We start from the raw sequence: 22404 nt of genomic DNA, 5'->3' as shown, positions 1-22404 counted from the left end.
ATGGAGGTCTTGGTGCGTCAGGACGCGTACGACACGCTCGTCGGCGTCCGCCGTCGGGCCGGCCGGCCGGCACCCCGTCCGGCCGGCCCCCCGCCGCTCCGGCGGCGCGGCCGGCTGCCGCTCGCGGCCGTTGCCGCCCTGTTCACCGTGGCCCAACTCGCCCTCGTACGGCCCGACCTGGGGCTCGGCTGGGACGAGACCGTGTACGTCAGCCAGGTCGGCGACCACGCCCCGGCCGCCTTCTTCAGCGCGCCCCGCGCCCGCGGGGTGACGCTGCTGGTCGCGCCGGTCGCCTCCTGGACGTCGTCCACCGTGCTGCTGCGGGTCTACCTGGCGGCCCTCTCCGGCCTCGGCCTGTACCTCGCGCTGCGCGTCTGGCGCGGACTGCTCCCGACCCGCGTCCTCACCCTCGCGGGCGCCCTCTTCGCCACCCTGTGGGTCACCCTCTTCTACGGCCCGCAGGCCATGCCCAACCTGTGGGTCGCGTACGGCGCCCTCGCCGCGACCGGCTGCCTCCTGCGCGCCCGCGCCGACGGCGACGACCGCGCCGCGCTGTGGGGGCTGGGCGCGAGCGCGGCCCTGATGGCGTGGATGCGGCCGACGGACGCGGTGTGGGCGACGGTCCCGCTGTTCGTCCTCGCGGTGGTGCGCCGTCCGAGGCGGCCGCTGCCGGTGCTCGTACTGGCGGGCGGGCTGGCAGCCGGGGCCGTCGAGTGGGTCGTCGAGGCGTACGCCGCCTACGGCGGGCTCGGCCGCCGTCTGGCCGACGCCTCCCGCATCCAGGGCGGCCTGGGCTGGAACCTCGCCTTCGACGACCAACTGCGCGGCCTCGCCGGGCGCGCCCTGTGCCGGCCGTGCGCCGGACCGCTGCCGGCGGTCGGGGTCACGGCCTGGTGGTACGCGCTGCCGCCGCTCGCCGCGCTCGGCGTCGTCGTCGCGGTCCGCGCCCGGCGGGGGGCGGCCGTCCTGACGCCGGTGGCCTGCGCCGTGACCGTCGCGGCCCCCTACCTGCTCATGATCGGCTACGCCGCGCCGCGCTTCCTGCTCCCGGCCTACGTGCTGCTCGCGCTGCCGGTCGCCGTCGCGGTGCTGCGCCTGGTGGACGCCGGGTCCGGACGGTGGCGTACGGCCGCGCGGGTGCTGGTCGCGGCGGGGCTCGTCGGGCACCTGGCGGTGCAGTACGCGGTGCTCGACGGGGTGGTGGAGCGGTCGGCGGCGGGGCGACGGGCGTGGGCGCGTACGGCGAGCGAGCTGCACGCGCTGGGTGTGCGGCCGCCGTGTCTGCTGACGGGGCGGGAGGCGATTCCCGTCGCGTACTACACGGGGTGCGGGTCCGCGCAGGTCGCCGGGCACAACGAGAACAGCACGGAGGGGGAGATCGTGCGGGCGGCGGCGCGGATGCCGGTGGCGGTGCTCGTGGCGCCGGGTGCTGATCCGCCGGGGTTCGCCCACGGGTGGGCGGTCCATCGGTACGGGGGCGTGTGGGTGTGGGTGGCGACTTCTCGCGCGGTTCCCCGCGCCCCTTTCACGGGCGCGGTGTGGCCGACCAGCTCGCCAGCAGTCTGAGACGGTCCTCGGACGCGGTGCCGGGTTCGGCGGTGTAGAGGACCAGGTCGTGCACGGCCCGGTCCGACAGGGGCAGGTCGAGGGACTGGAAGGTCAGTTCCAGGCGGCCGACGTCGGGGTGTTCGAGCCGTTTGACGCCGTCGTGGCGCATCAGGACGTCGTGCGCGGCCCACTGGCCGCGGAACTCCGGACTGAGCGTGGACAGCTCGCCGACGAGTTCGCGCAGCGCCCGGTCACGGGGCTCGCGCCCGACCTCGGCGCGCAGCAGGGCGGCGGTGGCACTGCCGGCGGCCTCCCAGTCGACGTAGAAGTCGGGTGCGCCGGGGTCGAGGAAGATGTAGCGGGCGAGGTTGGGGCGGCCGTGCCCGTCGACGGTGCCGCTGTCGAACATCGGCGCGAGCAGGGCCCGTGCCAGGGGATTGCAGGCGACGATGTCCGTGCGGCCGTTGCGTACGAACGCCGAGGACATCGTCATGGAGTCGAGCAGCCACGTGACCCGGGGCGGGATCTCGACGTCCCGGCGGCGCGACGGCGTACGACTCGTGTGCCGCGAGGACCGGGCCAGGTCGAACAGGTAGGTGCGTTCGTCGTCGTCCAGCCGCAGCGCGCGGGCGACCGCGTCGAGGACGTCCTCGGACACGCCGTTGATGTGGCCCTTCTCCAGCCGCGTGTACCACTCCGTGCTCACGCCGGCGAGGACGGCGACCTCCTCGCGCCGCAGCCCGGGGACCCGGCGGCGGGCGCTGGTGGGCAGTCCGGCCTGGGCCGGGGTGATCCTGGCGCGCCGGCCGGTGAGGAAGTCCCGGATCTCGCCGCGGTTTCCGGTGTTTCCGGTGTCTCCGGGCTGTCGGTCCATGTCCTTGAGGATAAGCGCCGGTCACAGCGCCAGGGGGGTTGAGCTTGTACCCCCGATGAACGCGACCTTCTCCGGTGGCGGCGCTCACGGTCTCCTGAGTTCGGACGTTCCGACGCGATCCCGGCGACGAACGACGAACGACAAGCGACGAACGACAAGCGACGAACGACGAGCGACGAACAACAGAGGTGGAACATGACGAGCAAGGCGCTGACGGTGCCGGCGGTGGCGTTGGGCACCTGGGCCTGGGGCGACAGCGGCGAGGCGGGCGACGGCTACTTCGGCAGTCCGCTGAGCGAGCCCGGCCTGCGAGAGGTCGTCGAGAAGGCGCAGTCGAACGGGTTCACCCTGTACGACACGGCCGTGGCGTACGGCATGGGCCGCTCGGAGAGCACCCTCGCCCAGGCACTGGCGGGCCGTCACCGCGGCGAGTACCAGCTGTCGACCAAGTTCACCCCGCAGCTGGCGGGCGACGGCGACGACCCGGTCGCGGACATGCTGGCGCAGAGCCTCGACCGGCTGCGTACGGACTACGTGGACCTCTTCTGGATCCACAACCCCGCCGACGTCGCACGCTGGACGCCGTCCCTGATCCCGCTGCTGGAGAGCGGCACCGTCAGGCATGTCGGCGTCTCGAACCACAACCTGGAGGAGATCGTTCTCGCGGACCGGATCCTCGGCGAGGCCGGGTTCCGCGTGGAGGCGGTCCAGAACCACTACAGCCTCCTGCACCGGGGCTCCGAGCGCGCGGGCATCCTGGACCACTGCCGCGAGCACGACGTGCGGTTCTTCTCCTACATGGTCCTCGAACAAGGCGCGCTGACCGGCAGGTACGGCCCGGCGAATCCGTTGCCGGAGGGAAGCAGCCGGGCGGACGTCTACAACGGCATCCTGCCCCAGCTGCGGGCGCTGACGGACCGGATGGCGGCGATCGGCGAGGACCGGGGCGCGTCCGCCGCCGAGGTCGCCACCGCCTGGGCCCTCGCCAAGGGCACCACCCCGATCATCGGGGTCACGAAGGCGGGTCACGTCGACGGGCTGGTCCGCGCGCGCGGCATCGAACTCGCCGACAAGGAGATCGCGGAACTGGAGGCACTGGCGGATGCCGCCGACGTCGACACCCGCGGCTGGTGGGAGCAGGAGATGTGAGGCCGGGGCGCGAGACGTGAGGCCGGTGCGCGAGACGTGAGGCCGGGGCGCGGCGGCGCGCTCCCCGTCACGCCGGATACGCGTGCGTCTGGGTCGCCTTCACCGTCGCCCAGACCGTCGCGCCGGGCCGCAGGTCCAGCCGGGCCGCGGAGACCGTCGTCAGGTCGGCCAGGACGCGGAGGTCGCCGGACAGGTCCGCGCGGATCTGGTCGGCGTGGGTCTCCAGGCCCGCCACCTCGCAGCGCCACAGGTTGCGCGCGCTGGCCCCCACCGGGCGCTCGCTGTGCAGCGTGACCGCGCTCGGCGGGAACGCCACGAACGCCGGGCCGGACAGCTCCTCCGTCGTCGTGATCGACGGCCCCCCGTCGAGCAGCCGTACGGTGTGCCCCTCGGCCTCCCCCCGGTACAGGTTCAGCCCGACCAGCCGTGCGATGTAGTCCGTTCGCGGATGCCGGGCCACCTCGGACGGCGGGCCCTCCTGCACCACCTGGCCGTCCTCCACCACGACCAGCCGGTCGGCGAGCACCATCGCGTCCAGCGGGTCGTGCGTGACGAGCACCGCGACCGCCTCGAACTCGGCCAGCCGGCGCCGCAGTTCGGCCCGCACCTCCAGCCGGGTCCGGGCGTCCAGCGCGGCCAGCGGCTCGTCGAGGAGGAGCAGCCGGGGCCGGGTCGCCAGCGCCCGGGCGAGCGCGACCCGCTGCGCCTGGCCGCCGGAGAGCCGGCGCGGCTTGGCGCCCGCGTGCTCGGTGAGGCCCAGCCGTGCCAGCCACTCGGCGGCCTGCGCCCGCGCCTCCGCCCTGGACGCCCCCCGGCAGCGCGGCCCGAACGCCACGTTGTCCAGCGCGGTCAGGTGCGGGAAGAGGAGATAGTCCTGGAAGACGACGCCGACGGGGCGGGACTCGGGCGGCGTACGGTCCAGCGTCACCCCGTCCAGCCGCAGCCGGCCACCACCACTGCCGCTGCCGTCGTCGGACAGCGGGACCAGACCCGCCAGCGCCCGCAGCGCCGTCGTCTTGCCCGCGCCGTTCGGGCCGAGCAGCGCGACCACCTCGCCGGGCGCGGCGGTCAGCGTGACGTCGAGACGGAAGGAGCCGCGGTCGACGAGCAGTCGCGCGTCGAGGCCCTCGCCGGTCCGTACGGCCTCCACCGGCCCGCCCACCGTGCTCATGACGCCGTCAGCCAGCGGTCGCGCAGCCCGGCCAGCACCGCGATCGACACCGCGAGCAGCACCAGGCTGAGCGCGATCGCCGCCGCCGGGTCGTTCTGGAGCGCCAGATACACCGCGAGCGGCATCGTCTGCGTACGGCCGGGGAAGTTGCCGGCGAAGGTGATCGTCGCCCCGAACTCGCCCAGCGCCCGCGCCCAGGCCAGCACCGCGCCCGCCAGCACGCCGGGCGCGATCAGCGGCAGCGTGACCCGGCGGAAGGCGGTGAACCGGGAGGCCCCCAGCGTGGCGGCCGCCTCCTCGTAGCGCGGGTCGGCCGCCCGCAGCGTGCCCTCCACGCTGATCACCAGGAACGGCATCGCCACGAACGCCTCCGCCAGCACCACGCCCGTCGTCGTGAACGGCAGCGTGATCCCGAACCACTCGTCCAGCCACTGCCCGACCACGCCGTTGCGGCCGAGCGCCAGCAGCAGCGCCACACCGCCCACCACCGGCGGCAGCACCAGCGGCAGCGTCACCAGCGCCCGCAGCAGCCCGCGCCCGGGGAACTCGGTACGGGCCAGCAGCCAGGCCAGCGGCACGCCGAGGACGAGACTGACGGCGGTCGCGGCCGTCGCGCTCAGCAGCGAGAGCCGCAGCGCCTGCCACACCTGCGCGCTGGTGAGCTGGTCCGGCAGCTCCCGCCACGGGGCCCGGATCAGCAGCGCGAGCAGCGGCAGCAGGAGAAAGAGGAGACCCACCAGGGCGGGGAGCAGCAACGGCAGGGGGGCACCGGCGCGCCGGCCGCCCGGCAGCGGGGCGCCCGTGCGCCGGCCGCCCCCGGCCGGTCGCGCCCGCCGGAATCCGGCCGTCACGGCGAGAGGAACCCGGACGCGCTCATCACCTTCTGGCCCTCCGCCGACTTCACCAGCGCGATGAACGCCTTGGCCCCGGCCACGTTCCCGGCGTTCTTCAGCCGGACGATCGGATAGTCGTTGACGGCCTTGGCCGACTCGGGAAACTCCACGCCCTCCACCTTGTCACCCGCCGCCTTCACATCGGTGCGGTAGACGACGGCCGCGTCGGCCTCCTTCAGCTCCACCTTGGTCAGCGCGCTCTTGACGTCCTGCTCGTACGAGACGGGGGTGAGCTTCAGGCCGCTGGCCTCCAGCGCCGTCTGCGCGGCCGCACCGCACGGCACGGTCCTGGCGCACAGGACGACCTTCAGCCCCGACTTCGTCAGGTCCTTCAGGGAGGAGATCTTGTCGGGGTTGCCGGGCAGGGCGGCGATCTCCAGGCGGTTGCGCACGAAGGTCGACGGCGTACCGGCCGCGTCCTCGGCGTCCGTCACCGTCTTCATCGTCTTCGGGCTGGCGGAGGCGAACACGTCGGCGGGGGCGCCGCCGGTGATCCCGGCGGCGAGGCTGTCGCTGCCGCCGAAGTTGAAGGTGACCTTCGTGCCCGGGTACCGCTTCTCGAACGTCTTCCCCAGCGCGGTGAAGCTCTCCTGGAGGGAGGCCGCCGCGAACACGGTCACGTCCCCGGAGACCTTCGCGGAGGCGCCGCCGCTCGCACCGCCGGAGCCGTCGGAGCCGTCGGAACCGGAATCGGAGGAACAGGCACCGGCCGCCACCAGCACGGCGGCGACACCGACCCCGGCGAACACCCGCCGGCGAGCACGGCGGGACATACGGGTCATCACTGAAGGTCTCCCTCTGCCTGGGCGTCACACCTCATGGCCACCCTGATCATATTCTCGCAGATACAAGGCAGAGGGAACCAGATCGCCAGCAGGAGCGACGGCGAGGGCGGAGAAGACCTGGCACATGCCTTCCTGCCGCGTTCAGGGGCGCGGGGAACCGCGCAACGGCAGGGGCGGCGGGGGCGAAAGCCCCGGCCGGGCGCCCCCTCAGTTGCCGTCGGCCGCCCGCGGCCCCCATCGCTGCTCGACCCGGGCCAGCCGCCAGTAGGCGAGGGCCAACGCCCACACCACCACGAACAGCCCGGCGATGACGTACCCGACGTTGTCGAGATCCAGCCCCGCGATCCACCCCGTCACGGAGTCCGTCAGGTCCAGCTTCTCGTGCAGCACACCGACGAGCTCGATCGTCCCGATCAGAAACGCGACGGCGATCGACAACCCCGTGATCGTCAGGTTGTAGAACACCTTGCGCACCGGGTTGGAGAACGCCCACTGGTAGGCGAAGTTCATGAACGTCCCGTCCAGTGTGTCGAACAGGCTCATCCCGGCGGCGAACAGCAACGGCAGGCACAGGACCGCGTACCAGGGCAGTCCCGCCGCCGCGCCACTGCCCGCCATCACCATCAGCGTCACCTCGGTCGCGGTGTCGAAGCCGAGCCCGAAGAGGAAGCCGAGCGGGAACATCTGTCCGGGGCGGCTGATGGAGCGGGTGAGGCGGCCGAGGACGCGGTTCATGAAGCCGCGGGAGTCCAGGTGGGCCTCCAGCTCCTTCTCGTCGTACGTTCCGGTCCGCATCGCCCGGAACACCCGCAGGATGCCGAGCAGCGCGAGAAGGTTCAGCGCGGCGATCAGGTACAGGAAACCGCCGGAGACGGTGGTGCCGACCACGCCGAGCACCTGGTGCGTGGACGAGCCGTCGTCCAGCAGCGTGCCCGCCAGGGCCGTGCCGCCGGCCACCAGCGCGGCCATGACCACCACCACGCTGGAGTGCCCCAGCGCGAACCAGAACCCGACCGACACCGGACGCCTGCCGTCGGCCATGAGCTTGCGGGTGGTGTTGTCGATGGCCGCGATGTGGTCGGCGTCGAAGGCGTGCCGCATGCCGAGCGTGTAGGCGGTGATGCCGAGTCCGATGCCGAAGGCCTTGGAGCCGACCTCGTAGTGCGCGGGCGCCACCAGCAGGAACAGCACCCCGAACGCCACCACGTGCAGGGCCAGGATCACCGCCAGCAGCCCGGCGGTACGGACGGTGTCCTCGCGCCGCCAGCGGAAGGAGACGGTGGGGACGGCAGTCCCGGGAGCCGGGTCGGCCGGGGCGGCCACGTCGGCCGGGTCCAGCGCGTCGGCCGCGTCGGTCGCAGGGGTCGAGGCGGCCGCGGGGGTCGCCGATGTCTGCCCGGAAGGGCGCGCGGGCAGGGCCATTCGCATCACGCTCCAGCACCTCGTGGATCACTTCGTGAGATGCCGTGGCCGGTCTCCTGGCTGACGGGTCGACGCGCCCGCCCCAACCTTCCCGGCCGTGCCTGCGCACGACCAGTGGCGCCACCCGAGGGCGGCACGGGACGGGAACTACCCGATCACAGTGGCGAGGGCCGCTCCGGACTCGACCCCCCGAAAGGGGCCTGCACCGGTCTTCCCGAGCACCACGGCCCGGCCACCATAGGGGGCGCCCGCCGATACCTGCAAGACTGCATATCTGCGCAGGTATTGCAGGTGGGTATCGCAGGTGGGTACCGCAGGCGGGGCAGATCACGCAGACGCTGCCGGGCGCACGCGGGCGATCCGAAAGCCCGGAACCGGCCACCGCCCGTCGTCCGCCTGGAACAATGCCCGCATGCATCTCGTCCCCGCCGACCGTGCCGACCGGCGCACCATCGACGGCCACCGGGTGTGCGAGGCCATCGCCGCCATCGGCGAGCCGGAGGCCGTACGCGCCTGGGCCGACCGCTTCTCCCTGCTCGCCGACCCCGGCCGGCTCTCCCTCCTGCTGGCGCTCGACCGGACGGGACCGCTCGCCGTCTCCGACCTCGCCATCGCCACGGGCATGAACGACCCGGCGGTCTCGCAGGCGCTGCGGCTGCTGCGGACGGCGGAGGTGGTGGCGGGGGAGCGGCAGGGACGGATCGTGCGGTACCGGGTGATCGACCCGGTGATGCTGGACCTTCTGAAACTGGTCAGAACCACCTGAACCGCCTTGGATCGACCGGCGGGTCCCGATGCCGGAGGCGTCGCGGACCGTGTCGCGTTCGGCCGATCGGGTGACGATGCGTAAGAATTGGCCCGTGCAGATGACCAGTGCGAGCCGACGGGGAGGGCCGGTGAACAGCCACGATGTCACCGACGAACAGTGGGAAGGGCTCGCCCAGGTCGTGCCGCTGCGTGGCCGGGACGCCTGGCCGTCCGCGGTGGACCACCGTTCCTACGACCACCGCGCCTACGCCGAGGCCGAGACGGAGGCCAGGCGCCGGTTCGTCGTCCTGCGGGTCAACGTCTTCGCCGACGCCCGCGACGTCGCCGAGACGCTGATGGCCGGCGTCCCGGTCCTCCTCGACCTGACCAACGCGGAGACGGAGGTCGCCAAGCGCGTCCTCGACTTCAGCACGGGAGTCGTCTTCGGCCTGGCCAGCGGCATGCACCGGGTCGACAAGAACGTCTTCCTCCTCACCCCACCGGACACGGAGGTCACTCCGTCCCAATAGGGGCGCGGGGGCGCGGGGAACCGTGCGACCAGCCACGGCGCGCCCGCGCACGACAACCCGCCCTCCGCCGCCGTCCCCCGTTCGTGCGAAGCACTCCCCGGCGGAACGGTTCGCCGCGCCCACCGCCGTCTACGTTCCCCGCATGCACCCGCCCCCGGCCCCCGCGCGGACCCCCACCACCCTCCGCCCCCACCTCACCGAACTCCACCTGTCCACCTACGCCGGCCACCGCCGCACCACCCTCCCGCTGGGCCGCCTCACCCTCCTCACCGGCCCCAGCGGCAGCGGGAAGTCCCGCGCCCTGGAGGCCTACGCCTCCCTCGCCCGCCTCGCCGCCGGCGCCGACCTCACGGAGGCGTTCCCGGCCCCGGCGACCTGTGTGCCGCGCACCGCCCGCCCCGACCCCCAGCACCGCCGCGGCTTCCGCATCGGCTGCACCGCCGACGGCCCCGCCGGTCCCGTCCGCCTCGACGTGGCCGTCCAGGTCGAACCCGAACTCCGCCTCGTCGGCGAGCGGTTGACGTCCGACGGGCTGCCCCTCCTGCAAACCGCGCTGCGCGACCCCGGCCGCCGCGTCGTGCAGGCCGCCTGGCACACCGCCGGCGCCGTCCCGGTGACGAGGGGGCCGTTGCCCGACGACCGGCTCGGCACCGCCCTGCTCCCGCTGCGCGTGGCAGGGGGCACGGACGGGCAGCGCAGGGTGCTGGCGGCCGCCGAGCAGATGGTGGTGGCGCTGCGCTCGGTCTTTCCCTGCGACCCGCGCCCCGAGCGGATGCGCGCCCCCGTGGCCCCGGGCGCGGGCCGGCTGCTGTCCGGCTGCGACAACCTCGCCGACGTGCTGTTCCGGACCCGCGAGGAGTGCGGGCAGCGGCACGCGCTGCTGGTCGCCGCCGTCCGCGCCGGCACCGCGGGGACGGTGACCGGACTGCGGGTGGAGCGTGGTGACGACGGCCGGTTCCGCGCCTGCGTCGACCGCGGCGAGGGCTCCCCGGCCACGCCGCTCGAACTGCTCGGCGACGGCGAACTGCGCCATCTCGCCCTCGCTCTGGTACTGCTCACCGGGCCCGGGGTACTGGAGGTGGACCCCGTGGGGGAGGTCCCGGCGGCGTTGCAGACGCTCACCGTGCTGGCGGACGACCTCGACCGCTCCCTGGACCCGCGGCAACTGCGGGAACTACTGCGGCTGGCGGTGCGGATGTGCGACCGCGGGCACATCCGGCTGATCGGCGCGGTCGCCGACGCCTCGCGGGTGGCCGGGGTGGAGGGCGTGACGGTGGTACACCTGGGCGCGTGAACGAACAGGCCCATGACGAACAGGTCCGTGGCGAGCAGGCCCATGACGAACAGCCCCACGACGCACACCCGTTGAATCTGGCCCATTTGCAACGCCGGCTCGTGGACTTCGCGGCCGCGCGCGGCTGGTGGCCGCACCACACGCCGAAGAACCTGACGGCCGCGCTGAGCGTGGAGGCGTCCGAACTGCTGGAGATCTTCCAGTGGTTGACACCGGAGCAGTCGGAGCGGGTGATGGCGGACCCCGAGACCGCGTTCCGGGTCCGGGACGAGGTCGCTGACGTGCTGGCGTATCTGCTTCAGCTCTGTGAGCGGCTGGACGTGGACCTGCTGACGGCACTGGACGAGAAGATCGACCGCAACGAGACCCGCTTCCCGGTGCCCGCCCCGGAGCCCGGACCGGGGACTGCCCCGGAGCCCGCCCCCGAGGCGTAAACCCCGCCCTCGTTCATCACTCTGAGTAGTGATGATGTTGTCCACAATCGGCCGTCTGTCCACAGATTTCGGACGACCTCTGGCTTTTCGACTGGATGACCTTCACTCTGGGTAATGAACAAGGGAGTCCGGGTTGGCGCGTGGCGAGCGCGCCGGAGGGAACGGGGGCAGCGCATGGACGCGGTGCGGCTCATCGTGGAGAGCAGGCACGCCCTGACGGACAGCGAGGACGCCTTACGGATCACGGCGGAGGCGTGGCAGGCCTACGCCCTGGCGCAGGCGATCGGCAGCCGGCTCGCGGTGTCGGGCCCACCGCAGCTCCGGGGCGAGGCACTGGGGCTGACGGAACTGGCGGGCAGAGGGTGCGGCGTTCTGGACGCCCCGCCACCCCACGTCGCCGATCTGCGCGCCGCGCATCTCACCGAACTGGGCGACGCGCGCAAGGCCTTGCTGGAACTGGGCTCGCTGCTCGTGGAGGTGGCCATGTCACTGGTCGCCCTCGCGAGCACGGCCGGGGACGAAGGGGCGTACTGGCAGTGCATGGAAGCGATCGACGCGGCGGACGAGTCCCGGGACCGCGTCCAGGAGATGCTCCGCCGTCTGGCACTGACGGAGGAGGAGCCCACCCCCTGGGACGCGGCACTGGGCTGACCTCGGCACAGTCCCGCGCCCCTGGCCGGGGCCGGGGCCGATGTGCCACCGGCCGCCCACCCCCGTCGCGCTCCACCCCCGCCGCCAGGCAGGATGGACCGTATGGAACTCCGCATCTTCACCGAACCCCAGCAGGGTGCCAGCTACGACACGCTTCTCGCCGTCGCCAAGGCGACGGAGGAGCTCGGGTTCGATGCCTTCTTCCGTTCGGACCACTACCTCAAGATGGGTGACGGCGACGGGCTGCCCGGGCCCACCGACGCCTGGATCACCCTGGCGGGGCTCGCCCGGGAGACCCGCCGTATCCGCCTCGGCACGCTCATGACCGCCGGCACCTTCCGGCTGCCCGGCGTGCTCGCCATCCAGGTCGCCCAGGTCGACCAGATGTCCGGCGGCCGGGTCGAACTCGGTCTCGGCGCGGGCTGGTACGAGGACGAGCACAAGGCGTACGGCATCCCGTTCCCCAAGGAGAAGTTCGCCCGCCTGGAGGAGCAGCTCGCGATCGTCACCGGCCTGTGGGCCACGAAGCCCGGCGAGACGTTCAGCCACCACGGCACCCACTACGACCTCACCGACTCGCCCGCGCTGCCCAAGCCCGCCCAGTCGAGGATCCCCGTGCTCATCGGCGGCATGGGCGCCACCCGCACCCCGCGCCTGGCCGCCCAGTACGCGGACGAGTTCAACATCCCCTTCGCCTCCGTCGCCGACAGCGAACGCCAGTTCAACCGGGTCCGGGAGGCGGCCAAGGCCGCCGGCCGTGACGCCGGCGAGCTGACGTACTCCAACGCGCTCGTCGTCTGCGTCGGCAAGGACGACGCCGAGGTCGCCCGCCGCGCCGCCGCGATCGGCCGCGAGGTCGACGAGCTGAAGGAGAACGGCCTGGCCGGCTCCCCGGCCGAGGTCGTCGACAAGATCGGCCGCTACGCGGAGATCGGCGCCACCCGGTTCTACCTCCAGGTCCTCGACCTCTCCGACCTCGACCACCTGGAGCTGATCGCGCACCAGGTGCAGGCCCAGCTCTGAGCCGGAGCCCCGGAAGGACCGGCCGGAGGGCGGAAAATAGCTGATGACCGGCGTGCCGTTCGCTGTACGTTGGGCGGCACGCCGGGTCCGGAACACCAGTACGGGTCCCGTGACCGGCGTACCCGCGACGACGCACCGCGGCGCCCCCACGGCGCCGCACCCGCCGTCGCCGCACGTCCCTTCACGCCCCGTTCTCCAGGCCCCGTATCGAGGTCCGATTCCCGTGTTCCTGACGATCAGCACCACCGGCACGCCCGAGCGCCCCGCGACCGACCTCGGCCACCTGCTGCACAAGCACCCCGACGCCGCGCAGACGTTCTCCACCTCCTACGGCACCGCCCATGTGCTCTATCCCGAGGCGGACGAACGGCGCTGCACGGCCGCGCTGCTCCTGGAGGTCGACCCGGTGGCGCTGGTCCGGCGCGGCAAGGGCAAGGGCCGCGGCGGCGCACCCGACGCCGCGCTCGCCCAGTACGTCAACGACCGCCCGTACGCCGCCTCCTCGCTCCTCGCCGTCGCCCTGAGCAGCGTCTTCTCCAGCGCCCTGCGCGGCGTCTGCAAGGCCCGCCCCGAGCGCGCGGCCGAGCCGCTGCCGCTGCGCGTGGAGATACCCGCGCTCCCGGCCCGCGGCGGCCCGGCCCTGGTCCGACGCCTGTTCGAGCCGCTCGGCTGGACCGTCACCGCCGACCCGGTGGCCCTGGACGTGACCTTCCCCGAGTGGGGCGACTCCCGCTACGTACACCTGGTCCTTCAGGGCGAGACCCTCACCCTCGCCCAGGCGCTGCGCCAGCTCTACGTGCTGCTCCCCGTGCTCGACGACGCCAAGCACTACTGGGTGTCGTCCGACGAGGTCGACAAGCTGCTGCGGGCCGGCGAGGGCTGGCTGCCCGCGCACCCGGAGCAGAAGCTGATCGTCGGCCGCTACCTCACCCGGCGCTGGTCGCTGGCCCGGCAGGCGATGGAGCGGCTGGAGCTGGTCCGGCTCGCGGAGACCGACGACAGCGAGATCGAGGAGATCGACAACGCGGTCGCCGCCGAGACCGAGCAGGAGGAGCGGCCCACCCCGCTCGCCGTGCGCCGCCGCGACGCGATCGTCGCCGCGCTCCGGCGCCACGGCGCCGCCCGCGTCCTCGACCTCGGCTGCGGCCAGGGCCAGTTGGTGCAGACGCTGCTGAAGGACCCGCGCTTCACCGAGATCGTCGGCGTCGACGTCTCCGTGCGGGCCCTCACCATCGCCTCCCGCCGGCTCAGGCTGGACCGCATGGGCGAGCGGCAGGCCGCGCGCGTCCAGCTGCGCCAGGGCTCGCTGACGTACACCGACAAACGGCTCAAGGGGTACGACGCCGCCGTCCTGAGCGAGGTGATCGAGCACCTGGACCTGCCGCGGCTGCCCGCCCTGGAGTACGCGGTGTTCGGCGCCGCCCGCCCCCGCACGGTCCTGGTGACCACGCCGAACGTCGAGTACAACGTCCGCTGGGAGAGCCTCCCGGCCGGGCAGGCGCGCCACGGCGACCACCGCTTCGAGTGGACCCGGCAGGAGTTCCGCGCCTGGGCGGATGCGGTGGCCGAACGGCACGGCTACGCGGTGGAGTTCGAGCCCGTGGGCCCGGAGGACCCGGAGGTCGGCCCGCCCACCCAGATGGCCGTCTTCGTACGGCACGACACCACGGAAATGACCGAGCGGACCGACAAGGGAGAGGTGAAGGCGGCATGACCGAGAGCGACCGGCGACCCGACCGGCAGAACGACCCGACCGGCCGACGGACCGACCCGCAGGCCGGCCGCCCCGCCCGCCCCCGCGCCCTCCCCGTCACCGACCTCTCCCTCGTCGTCCTCGTCGGCGCCTCCGGCTCCGGCAAGTCGACGTTCGCCCGGCGGCACTTCAAGCCCACCGAGGTGATCTCCTCGGACTTCTGCCGGGGGCTGGTCTCCGACGACGAGAACGACCAGGGCGCCACCCGTGACGCCTTCGACGTGCTGCACTACATCGCCGGCAAGCGGCTCGCCGCCGGCCGCCGTACCGTCGTCGACGCCACCAGCGTGCAGCAGGACGCCCGCCGCGCCCTGATCGACCTGGCCCGCGCGCACGACGTGCTGCCCATCGCCGTCGTCCTCGACGTGCCCGAGGAGGTGTGCGCCGCACGCAACGCCGCGCGCACGGACCGCGCCGACATGCCGCGCCGCGTGATCCAGCGGCACATCCGCGAACTCCGCCGTTCGATACGCCACTTGGAGCGCGAGGGGTTCCGCAAGGTGCACGTCCTGCGGGGCGTGGAGGAGATCGAGAACGCCACCGTCGTCACCGAGAAGCGGTTCAACGACCTCACCCACCTCACCGGCCCCTTCGACATCGTCGGCGACGTCCACGGCTGCTCCGCCGAACTGGAGTCGCTGCTCAGCGCGTTGGGCTACGCGGACGGCGTGCACCCCGAGGGCCGTACGGCCGTCTTCGTCGGCGACCTCGTCGACCGCGGACCCGACTCGCCGGGCGTACTGCGCCGGGTGATGTCCATGGTGAAGTCGGGCAACGCGCTGTGCGTCCCCGGCAACCACGAGAACAAGTTCGGCCGCCATCTGCGCGGCCGGCAGGTCCAGCACACCCACGGACTCGCCGAGACGATCGCGCAGATGGAGGGCGAGAGCGAGGAGTTCGTGCGGGAGGTGCGGGAGTTCGTCGACGGACTGGTCAGCCACTACGTCCTCGACGGCGGGAAGCTCGTCGTCTGCCACGCCGGGCTGCCCGAGAAGTACCACGGCCGCACCTCCGGCCGGGTCCGCTCGCACGCCCTGTACGGCGACACCACCGGCGAGACCGACGAGTTCGGGCTGCCCGTGCGCTACCCGTGGGCCGAGGAGTACCGGGGCCGCGCGGCCGTGGTCTACGGCCACACCCCGGTGCCGAAGGCCACCTGGCTCAACAACACGATCTGCCTGGACACCGGTGCCGTCTTCGGCGGCCGGCTCACCGCGCTGCGCTGGCCGGAACGCGAGCTGGTCGACGTGCCCGCCGAGCGCGTCTGGTACGAGCCGGTGAAGCCGCTGGCCTCCGAGGCACCCGGCGGCCACGAGGGCCGGCCGCTGGACCTGGCCGACGTGCACGGCCGCCGGGCCGTCGAGACGCGGTACGCGGGCCGGGTGGCGGTGCGCGAGGAGAACGCGGCGGCGGCACTGGAGGTCATGAGCCGCTTCGCCGTCGACCCGCGTCTGCTGCCGTACCTGCCGCCGACCATGGCGCCGTCGGCCACCTCGCACCGGGAGGGGTACCTGGAGCACCCGGAGGAGGCGTTCGCGCAGTACCGGGAGGCGGGCGTCGAGCGGGTCGTGTGCGAGGAGAAGCACATGGGCTCCCGGGCCGTCGTCCTGGTCTGCCGGGACGCCGAGGCGGCCGGCAAGCGGTTCGGCGTCCCGGGCGGGGCGGACGGACCGACGGGCGCGCTGTACACCCGTACCGGGCGGCCCTTCTTCTCCGACGGGGCCACCACCGAGCTGATCCTCGCCCGGCTGCGCGCGGCGGTCGGCGCCGCCGGGCTCTGGGAGGAGCTGGCGACCGACTGGGTGCTGCTGGACGCCGAGCTGATGCCGTGGTCGCTGAAGGCGTCCGGGCTGCTGCGCGGCCAGTACGCCGCGGTCGGCGCCGCAGCCGGGGCCGTGTTCCCGGGCGCGCTGGCCGCGCTGGAGCAGGCGGCGGACCGGGGTGTCGACGTGGCCGCGCTGCTGGAGCGGCAGCGGGCGCGGGCGGTGGACGCGGAGGCGTTCACCGAGGCCTACCGGCGCTACTGCTGGCCGACGCGGGGCCTCGACGGGGTCCGGCTCGCCCCCTTCCAGCTCCTTGCCGTGCAGGACCGCAGCCTGGCCGCGCTCCCGCACGACGAGCAGCTCGCCCTGCTCGACCGGCTGGTCGAGCACGACCCGAGCGGACTCCTCGCCACCACGCGCCGGCTGCACGTCGACACGGGCGACGAGGGCTCGGTGCGGGCCGGGGTCGACTGGTGGCTGGAGATGACCGCGCGGGGCGGCGAGGGCATGGTGGTCAAGCCGGTCGGCGCGGTGGTGCGCGACGGGCAGGGCCGGCTGGTCCAGCCCGGCATCAAGTGCCGGGGCCGGGAGTACCTGCGGATCGTCTACGGTCCCGAGTACACCCGCCCCGACCACCTCGCCCGCCTGCGCGACCGCTTCCTCAACCACAAGCGGTCGCTGGCGCTCCGCGAGTACGCCCTGGGCCTGGAGGCCCTGGACCGCCTCGCCGAGGGCGAGCCCCTGTGGCGGGTCCACGAGGCGGTCTTCGCAATCCTGGCCCTGGAGTCGGAACCGGTCGATCCGCGCCTGTAGGACGCGGAGCCGGGCCGGGGCGCGCGGCCGCGCGCCCCGGTGCGTCCCTCGGGCGGGGGCGTGGCCGCCCGTGCGGCCGCAGTGCCGTCCGCGCCCCGGTCCCTCAGGCCAGCCGGGACCGCAGCCGGCCGTACGCCGCGTACACCAGGCAGCCCACCCCGAGGAACCCCGCGAACTGGGCCCAGGCCGCCCACCCCGTCTCGTACATCAGGTAGACGCAGCAGCCGATGCCGAGCAGCGGCATCACCGGGTACAGCGGCACCCGGAACGTGCGGGGCAGCTCCGGGTCCCGGCGGCGCAGGACCATGAGCGCCGCGTTGACCGCCGCCATCGTCGCCAGGGTGCCGATCGTGCACAGCCCCACCACCGCGTCCAGCGAGCAGAACGCCGCCGGGACCGCGAAGACGACGCCGATGATCAGCGTGCCCGCCACCGGGGTGGAGGTCCGCGGGGACACCCGGGCGAAGACGCCTGGCACCAGGCCGTCCCGGGACATCGACATCAGGATGCGGCTCTGCCCGTACAGCACCGCCAGCACCACCGACGCGATGGCGACGACCGCGCCGAAGGCGATGATCCCGCCGCCGACGGCGGAGCCGGTCACCTCGTTGACGACGTACGACAGCGCGGCGGGCCGCCCGCCGACCCGGTCGCCGCCGACCGCCCCGATCGCCGACAGCGCGACCGCGCAGTACAGCACGGTGACCACGCCGATGCAGATCAGGATCGCGATCGGGATGCTGCGGCGCGGGTCGCGCGCCTCCTCGCCGGCCGTGGTGATCGCGTCGAAACCGATGTAGGAGAAGAACGCGGCGGTCGTGCCCGCACCGATGCCGCCGAGCCCGTCGGGCGCGAACGGCAGCAGGTTGCCGTCTTTGAAGGCACTGAACCCGATCGCGCAGAACGCGATCAGGATCACCAGCTTGAGGATCGCCATGGCCGCCGTCGCCCGCGCGCTCTCCCGCACCCCGCGCACGAGGAGCAGACAGGCCAGGGCGATGACGGCCACGGCGGGCAGGTTCACCACCCCGCCGTCACCGGGCCCGGCGGACAGGACGTGCGGAAGCTGGTGGCCGGTGAGGCCGTGCAGCAGTTCGTTGACGTACTGGCTCCAGCCGACCGCGACCGCCGAGACGGAGACGCCGTACTCGAGGAGCAGGCACCAGCCGACGAGGAACGCCGCGCCCTCGCCGAGCCCGGCGTAGGCGAAGGAGTACGAGGAACCGGCGACCGGGATCGCGCCGCCCAGCTCGGCGAAGGAGAACGCGGTGAGCACACAGGTCAGCGCGGCCAGTATGAACGAGACGACGACCCCGGGACCGGCCTTGGCGACCGAGTCGGAGAGCCCCACGAAGATGCCGGTACCGACGATGGCCCCGACGCCGAAGCAGATCAGCTGGAAGAGACCCATGGTCCGCTGGAGGCCGTGCCCGTGCCGGTCGTGACCGGCCTCGGCGACCAGCAGGGCGGGGGACTTGAAGCGGAGCGGGTGGGGAGCGGCGGGGGGCGCCGGGCTGTGCAGGGGGGCCGAGCTGTGCATGGGGGTGGTGCTCTCTGTGCTGGTGCGGTGCGCGGCGGGGATGGGCCGCGCGGTGGCAGACCCCGGAAGGGGTGGTTCCGGGGTCCGCGGGGGGTGAAGCGGGCGGTACGGGGACGAAGCGGATGGCGCGGGTGAAGCGAGTGACGCAGGGGTGAAGCGAGTGGTTCGGGGCGGTGCGGGTGGTTCGGGATGGTGTGGGTGATTCGGGGTGGTGCGGGGGCAAGCGTAGGGGATCGGGACTCGGGTCGGCCCGTGCGCTCAGGCGAGCGTCGCGACCAGGACCGCCTTGATCGTGTGCATCCGGTTCTCCGCCTCGTCGAACACGACCGAGTGCGCGGACTCGAACACCTCGTCGGTGACCTCCAGCTCGCTCAGCCCGTGCCGCTCGTATATCTCGCGGCCGACGACCGTCCCGAGGTCGTGGAAGGCGGGCAGGCAGTGCAGGAACTTGACGTTCTCGTTGCCGGACGCCCGCAGGACGTCCATGGTCACCGCGTACGGGGTGAGCAGCGCGATCCGCTCGTCCCACGTCTCCTTCGGCTCGCCCATCGACACCCAGACGTCGGTGGTGACGAAGTCGGTGCCCCGCACGCCCTCCTTCACGTCCTCGGTGAGCGTGATCCGTGCCCCGGACGCCTCGGCGAGCTCGCGCGCGGCCGTGACGACCGGCTCCTCGGGCCACAGCGACCTGGGCGCGGCGATCCGTACGTCCATGCCGAGCAGTGCGCCGGTGACGAGGTAGGAGTTGCCCATGTTGTTGCGGGCGTCGCCGAGGTAGGCGTAGGCGATGTCGGTGAGCGGTTTGTCGCAGTGCTCGGTCATGGTGAGCACGTCGGCGAGCATCTGCGTGGGGTGCCACTCGTCGGTGAGCCCGTTGTAGACGGGCACCCCGGCGAACGCGGCCAGCTCCTCCACGACGGCCTGCCCGTGCCCCCGGTACTGGATCCCGTCGAACATCCGGCCGAGCACCCGCGCGGTGTCCTTCACCGACTCCTTGTGCCCGATCTGCGAGCCGACCGGGTCGAGGTAGGTGGTGGACGCGCCCTGGTCGGCGGCGGCCACCTCGAAGGCGCAGCGGGTGCGGGTGGAGGTCTTCTCGAAGACCAGCGCGATGTTCTTCCCGCGCAGGTACGGCGTCTCGGTCCCGGCCTTCTTCGCGGCCTTCAGCTCGGCGGCGAGCGCGAGAAGCCCGCGGAACTCGTCGGCGGTGAGGTCCACCTCTTTGAGGAAGTGGCGGCCGGCGAGGGCGGTCGGGACAGTCGCCATGGGGTGCTCCAGGGGTGCGGGGACGGATGGATGGAAGTCTATACGATGCTCCACATTTATATACAGTCCAGGTCTGTGGGCCCCGGGCCTTCTCAGTACCGCACCGCGTCCCGCTCCACCGGGCAGCTCATACAGCGCGGCCCGCCCCGGCCCCGGCCCAGTTCGCTGCCCGGGATCTCGATGACCTCGATGCCCTGCTTGCGCAGGTGCGTGTTGGTGGTGGCGTTGCGCTCGTAGGCGACGACGACGCCCGGCTCGACGGCGAGCACGTTGCAGCCGTCGTCCCACTGCTCGCGCTCGGCGGCGTGCACGTCCTGCGTGGCGGTCAGCACACGGATCTCGCTCAGCCCCAGCGCGGCGGCGATCGCGCGGTGCATGTGCTCCGGCGGGTGGTCGGTGACCTTCAGCTCCTTGTCGCCGACGCCGGGTTCGATGGTGTACGAGCGGAGCATGCCGAGCCCTGCGTACTGGGTGAACGTGTCGCCGTCGACCATCGTCATCACCGTGTCCAGATGCATGAAGGCGCGCCGTTTCGGCATGTCCAGGGCCACGATGCTGCGCGCGGACCCGGCCGCGAACAGCTTGTGCGCGAGCATCTCGACGGCCTGCGGGGTGGTGCGCTCGCTCATGCCGATCAGGACGGCGCCGTTGCCGATGACGAGGACGTCGCCGCCCTCGATCGTCGACGGGTAGTCCGCCTGGCCCTCCGACCAGACGTGGAAACCCGCGTCGCGGAAGAGCGGGTGGTGCCGGTAGATCGCCTCGAAGTGCACGGTCTCGCGGCGGCGGGCGGGCCAGCGCATGGCGTTGATCGAGACGCCGTCGTAGATCCAGGCGGAGGTGTCCCGGGTGAAGAGGTGGTTGGGCAGGGGGCGCAGCAGGAAGTCGTCCAGGTCCATCACGTGGAAGCGGACGGAGGTGGGTTCCGGGTGGCCGTCCAGGAACTCGCGCTTGGTCATGCCGCCGATCAGGGCCTCGGCGAGGGTGGGGGCGGGGAGAGCGGCGAAGGCGTCCCTGAGGTGGTCGGTGGCGAGGGGGCCGTACTCCTTCTCGTCGAAGACGCGGTCCAGGACGAGGGTTCTGGCGGCGGGGGCGCGCAGCACGTCCGTGAGGAGGTCGCCGAAGAGGTGGACGGCTACGCCCCGGTCGCGGAGGACGTCGGCGAAGCCGTCGTGTTCCGCGCGGGCGCGGCGGACCCAGAGGACGTCGTCGAAGAGGAGGGCGTCCTTGTTGCTGGGCGTGAGCCTTTTGAGCTCTAGGTCCGGCCGGTGCAGGATGACCCGGCGGAGCCGGCCGGTCTCGGAGTCGACGTGGAATCCCATGTCTCCATCCTGACCGGGCGGGGCGATTTTCACCCGGGTTCGCCGGGGAGGGTTTCCTCGCCCCCGCCGCCCCTACCCTTCCCATCCCTTCAAGGGGCTCTGCCCCTTGGACCCCGGGGTGCGTTGTCGGCTGACCGCCGGTGGGGCTTCTCGCGCAGTTCCCCGCGCCCCTTCAGGGGCGCGGTAGGCGCTCCTACACCTCCGCCATCCCCGCCGTCAGCGTCGATCCGTCGGACGGGTCGACGAGGAGGAAGGAACCCGTGCGGCGCACGGCCCCGTACGCGTCGATCGCCACCGGTTCCGCCGTCCGCAGGACAACCCGCCCCAGGTCGTTCGCGGTGAGTTCCGCCGCGCCGCCCAGGTCGGCCACCCGCGCCCGTACCGTGCGGGTCGTGTGCCGCAGGAGCACGCGGTCGCCGACCCGCAGCGGCCGGTCGGCGAGGTGGCAGACCGCCGCCCGTACCTCCTGCGTGAGCACCGGCACATCCGTCCCCGCGGTGATCATGTCACCGCGCGACACGTCCAGTTGGTCACCGAGCCGCACGGTCAGCGACTGCGGTGCGAGCGCCGTCTCCGCCTCCCGGCCGAGCACGTCGATGCCGGTCACCGTGGAGGTCCCGCCCGACGGGTGCACCGTCACCCGGTCGCCGACCCGCAGCGCCCCGGACGCCAGCTGCCCCGCGTAGTACCGCACCCCCTCGTGCCGCAGCACGTACTGCACCGGGAAGCGGACGGGCGCGTCCGCCGCCTCCGCGCCCACCGGCACCGTCTCCAGGAACTCCAGCAGCGCGGGACCGTCGTACCAGTCCGTCCGCGCCGACCGCTCGACCACGTTGTCACCGGCCAGCGCGGAGACGGGGACCGGGGTGAAGGACGCGAGACCCAGTTCCCCGGCGTACCGGGCGAAGTCCTCGGTGATCCGCCGGAACTCCTTATCCTGTCGACCAGGATCACGGTCAGTTCGGCGGTGGAGGCGCCGGTGACCATGTTGCGGGTGTACTGCACATGGCCGGGGGTGTCGGCGAGGATGAACCGGCGCTTGGGGGTGGCGAAGTAGCGGTAGGCGACATCGATGGTGATGCCCTGCTCGCGCTCGGCGCGCAGGCCGTCCGTCAGCAGGGCCAGGTCCGGTCCCTCCTGGCCGCGCGTCCGCGACGCCCGTTCCACGGCCTCCAGTTGATCCGCGAGGACCGACTTGGAGTCGTGCAGCAGCCGTCCGACCAGCGTGGACTTTCCGTCGTCGACCGAACCTGCCGTCGCGAACCGCAGGGTGTCGATGGTGTCGACCGTGCCGGCAGCCGGTCCGCCGGTGTCGATGATGGTGCTTGTCATGCCTAGAAGTACCCCTCGCGTTTGCGGTCCTCCATCGCGGCTTCCGACAGTTTGTCGTCGGCGCGGGTGGCGCCGCGTTCGGTGAGCCGGGAGG

Annotated in this window: 18 protein-coding genes, 1 pseudogene and 1 riboswitch; of the genes and pseudogenes, 10 read left to right on the top strand and 9 right to left on the bottom strand. The window is 73.0% G+C overall.

Translation table 11 applies throughout. The annotated features are described in order from the left end of the window. Positions 1-12 precede the first annotated feature (12 nt). Positions 13-1566: a hypothetical protein gene (locus tag IO29_RS18835; protein WP_030381093.1), complete on the top strand. Its 1554-nt coding sequence runs from the start codon at positions 13-15 to the stop codon at positions 1564-1566. On the opposite strand, the gene IO29_RS18830 is transcribed toward IO29_RS18835, so the two are convergent. Next, positions 1526-2422, bottom strand: coding sequence for a helix-turn-helix transcriptional regulator (locus tag IO29_RS18830; protein WP_030381092.1), 897 nt, complete (start codon positions 2420-2422; stop codon positions 1526-1528). The two genes, IO29_RS18835 and IO29_RS18830, sit on opposite strands and share 41 nt — an antisense overlap. Positions 2423-2617: 195 nt before the next feature. Between IO29_RS18830 and IO29_RS18825 the strand changes: the two genes are divergently transcribed. Continuing rightward, complete coding sequence (locus tag IO29_RS18825) at positions 2618-3571, top strand: aldo/keto reductase (protein WP_030381091.1); 954 nt, start codon at positions 2618-2620, stop codon at positions 3569-3571. 67 nt (positions 3572-3638) lie between these two features. On the opposite strand, the gene IO29_RS18820 is transcribed toward IO29_RS18825, so the two are convergent. The 4 genes from IO29_RS18820 to IO29_RS18805 form a co-directional block, all read right to left on the bottom strand. Further along, on the bottom strand, positions 3639-4742 hold the full coding sequence (locus tag IO29_RS18820) for an ABC transporter ATP-binding protein (protein ID WP_030381090.1): 1104 nt from the start codon (positions 4740-4742) through the stop codon (positions 3639-3641). Next, positions 4739-5593, bottom strand: a complete 855-nt coding sequence (gene modB / locus IO29_RS18815) for a molybdate ABC transporter permease subunit (protein ID WP_030381089.1) — start codon at positions 5591-5593, stop codon at positions 4739-4741. Before modB ends, IO29_RS18820 begins: the two co-directional genes overlap by 4 nt. Then, positions 5590-6417 (bottom strand): molybdate ABC transporter substrate-binding protein, encoded by an 828-nt coding sequence (gene modA / locus IO29_RS18810; protein ID WP_030381088.1) that lies wholly within the window; start codon positions 6415-6417, stop codon positions 5590-5592. The genes modB and modA overlap by 4 nt, the downstream gene beginning before the upstream one ends. Positions 6418-6627: 210 nt before the next feature. After that, complete coding sequence (locus tag IO29_RS18805; protein ID WP_234307585.1) at positions 6628-7842, bottom strand: Nickel transporter NicT; 1215 nt, start codon at positions 7840-7842, stop codon at positions 6628-6630. 28 nt (positions 7843-7870) lie between these two features. Next, a riboswitch (cobalamin riboswitch) is annotated at positions 7871-8083 on the bottom strand. 171 nt (positions 8084-8254) lie between these two features. On the opposite strand from IO29_RS18805, the gene IO29_RS18800 reads away from it, so the two are divergent. The 8 genes from IO29_RS18800 (at position 8255) to IO29_RS18765 (ending at position 16850) form a co-directional block, all read left to right on the top strand. Further along, positions 8255-8608, top strand: coding sequence for an ArsR/SmtB family transcription factor (locus tag IO29_RS18800; protein WP_030381086.1), 354 nt, complete (start codon positions 8255-8257; stop codon positions 8606-8608). 100 nt (positions 8609-8708) lie between these two features. Continuing rightward, positions 8709-9119, top strand: coding sequence for a cell division protein SepF (locus tag IO29_RS18795; protein WP_030381085.1), 411 nt, complete (start codon positions 8709-8711; stop codon positions 9117-9119). 142 nt (positions 9120-9261) lie between these two features. After that, the gene (locus IO29_RS18790) at positions 9262-10413 is read left to right on the top strand and encodes a P-loop NTPase family protein (protein WP_033225577.1); all 1152 of its coding nucleotides are present in this window, start codon (positions 9262-9264) and stop codon (positions 10411-10413) included. Between the two features lie 71 nt (positions 10414-10484). After that, positions 10485-10847 (top strand): nucleotide pyrophosphohydrolase, encoded by a 363-nt coding sequence (locus IO29_RS18785; protein ID WP_030381083.1) that lies wholly within the window; start codon positions 10485-10487, stop codon positions 10845-10847. Between the two features lie 174 nt (positions 10848-11021). Further along, complete coding sequence (locus IO29_RS18780) at positions 11022-11498, top strand: DUF6099 family protein (RefSeq protein WP_030381082.1); 477 nt, start codon at positions 11022-11024, stop codon at positions 11496-11498. 102 nt (positions 11499-11600) lie between these two features. Continuing rightward, positions 11601-12521: an LLM class F420-dependent oxidoreductase gene (locus tag IO29_RS18775; RefSeq protein ID WP_030381081.1), complete on the top strand. Its 921-nt coding sequence runs from the start codon at positions 11601-11603 to the stop codon at positions 12519-12521. Positions 12522-12744: 223 nt separating this feature from the next. Continuing rightward, on the top strand, positions 12745-14235 hold the full coding sequence (locus IO29_RS18770; RefSeq protein ID WP_030381080.1) for a 3' terminal RNA ribose 2'-O-methyltransferase Hen1: 1491 nt from the start codon (positions 12745-12747) through the stop codon (positions 14233-14235). Then, positions 14232-16850: a polynucleotide kinase-phosphatase gene (locus IO29_RS18765; protein ID WP_051707619.1), complete on the top strand. Its 2619-nt coding sequence runs from the start codon at positions 14232-14234 to the stop codon at positions 16848-16850. The genes IO29_RS18770 and IO29_RS18765 overlap by 4 nt, the downstream gene beginning before the upstream one ends. 103 nt (positions 16851-16953) lie before the next feature. Here IO29_RS18765 and IO29_RS18760 read toward each other — a convergent pair whose 3' ends face one another. From IO29_RS18760 to IO29_RS18745, 4 genes and pseudogenes are all read right to left on the bottom strand, one after another. Further along, positions 16954-18390, bottom strand: coding sequence for an amino acid permease (locus IO29_RS18760; protein ID WP_051707618.1), 1437 nt, complete (start codon positions 18388-18390; stop codon positions 16954-16956). Positions 18391-18648: 258 nt separating this feature from the next. After that, a complete protein-coding gene (gene argF, locus IO29_RS18755; RefSeq protein WP_030381077.1) occupies positions 18649-19656 on the bottom strand; it encodes an ornithine carbamoyltransferase in 1008 nt (335 codons plus the stop codon). 92 nt (positions 19657-19748) lie between these two features. After that, a complete protein-coding gene (locus IO29_RS18750; RefSeq protein WP_030381076.1) occupies positions 19749-20978 on the bottom strand; it encodes an arginine deiminase in 1230 nt (409 codons plus the stop codon). A 193-nt stretch (positions 20979-21171) separates the two neighbouring features. Next, positions 21172-22310: pseudogene (locus tag IO29_RS18745) on the bottom strand (sulfate adenylyltransferase subunit 1). Between the last annotated feature and the right edge of the window lie 94 nt (positions 22311-22404).

The sequence above is a fragment of the Streptomyces sp. NRRL F-6676 genome (assembly GCF_000725625.1).
Classification (GTDB): Bacteria; Actinomycetota; Actinomycetes; order Streptomycetales; family Streptomycetaceae; genus Streptomyces.
This window is presented reverse-complemented; position numbering and strand designations above follow the sequence as displayed.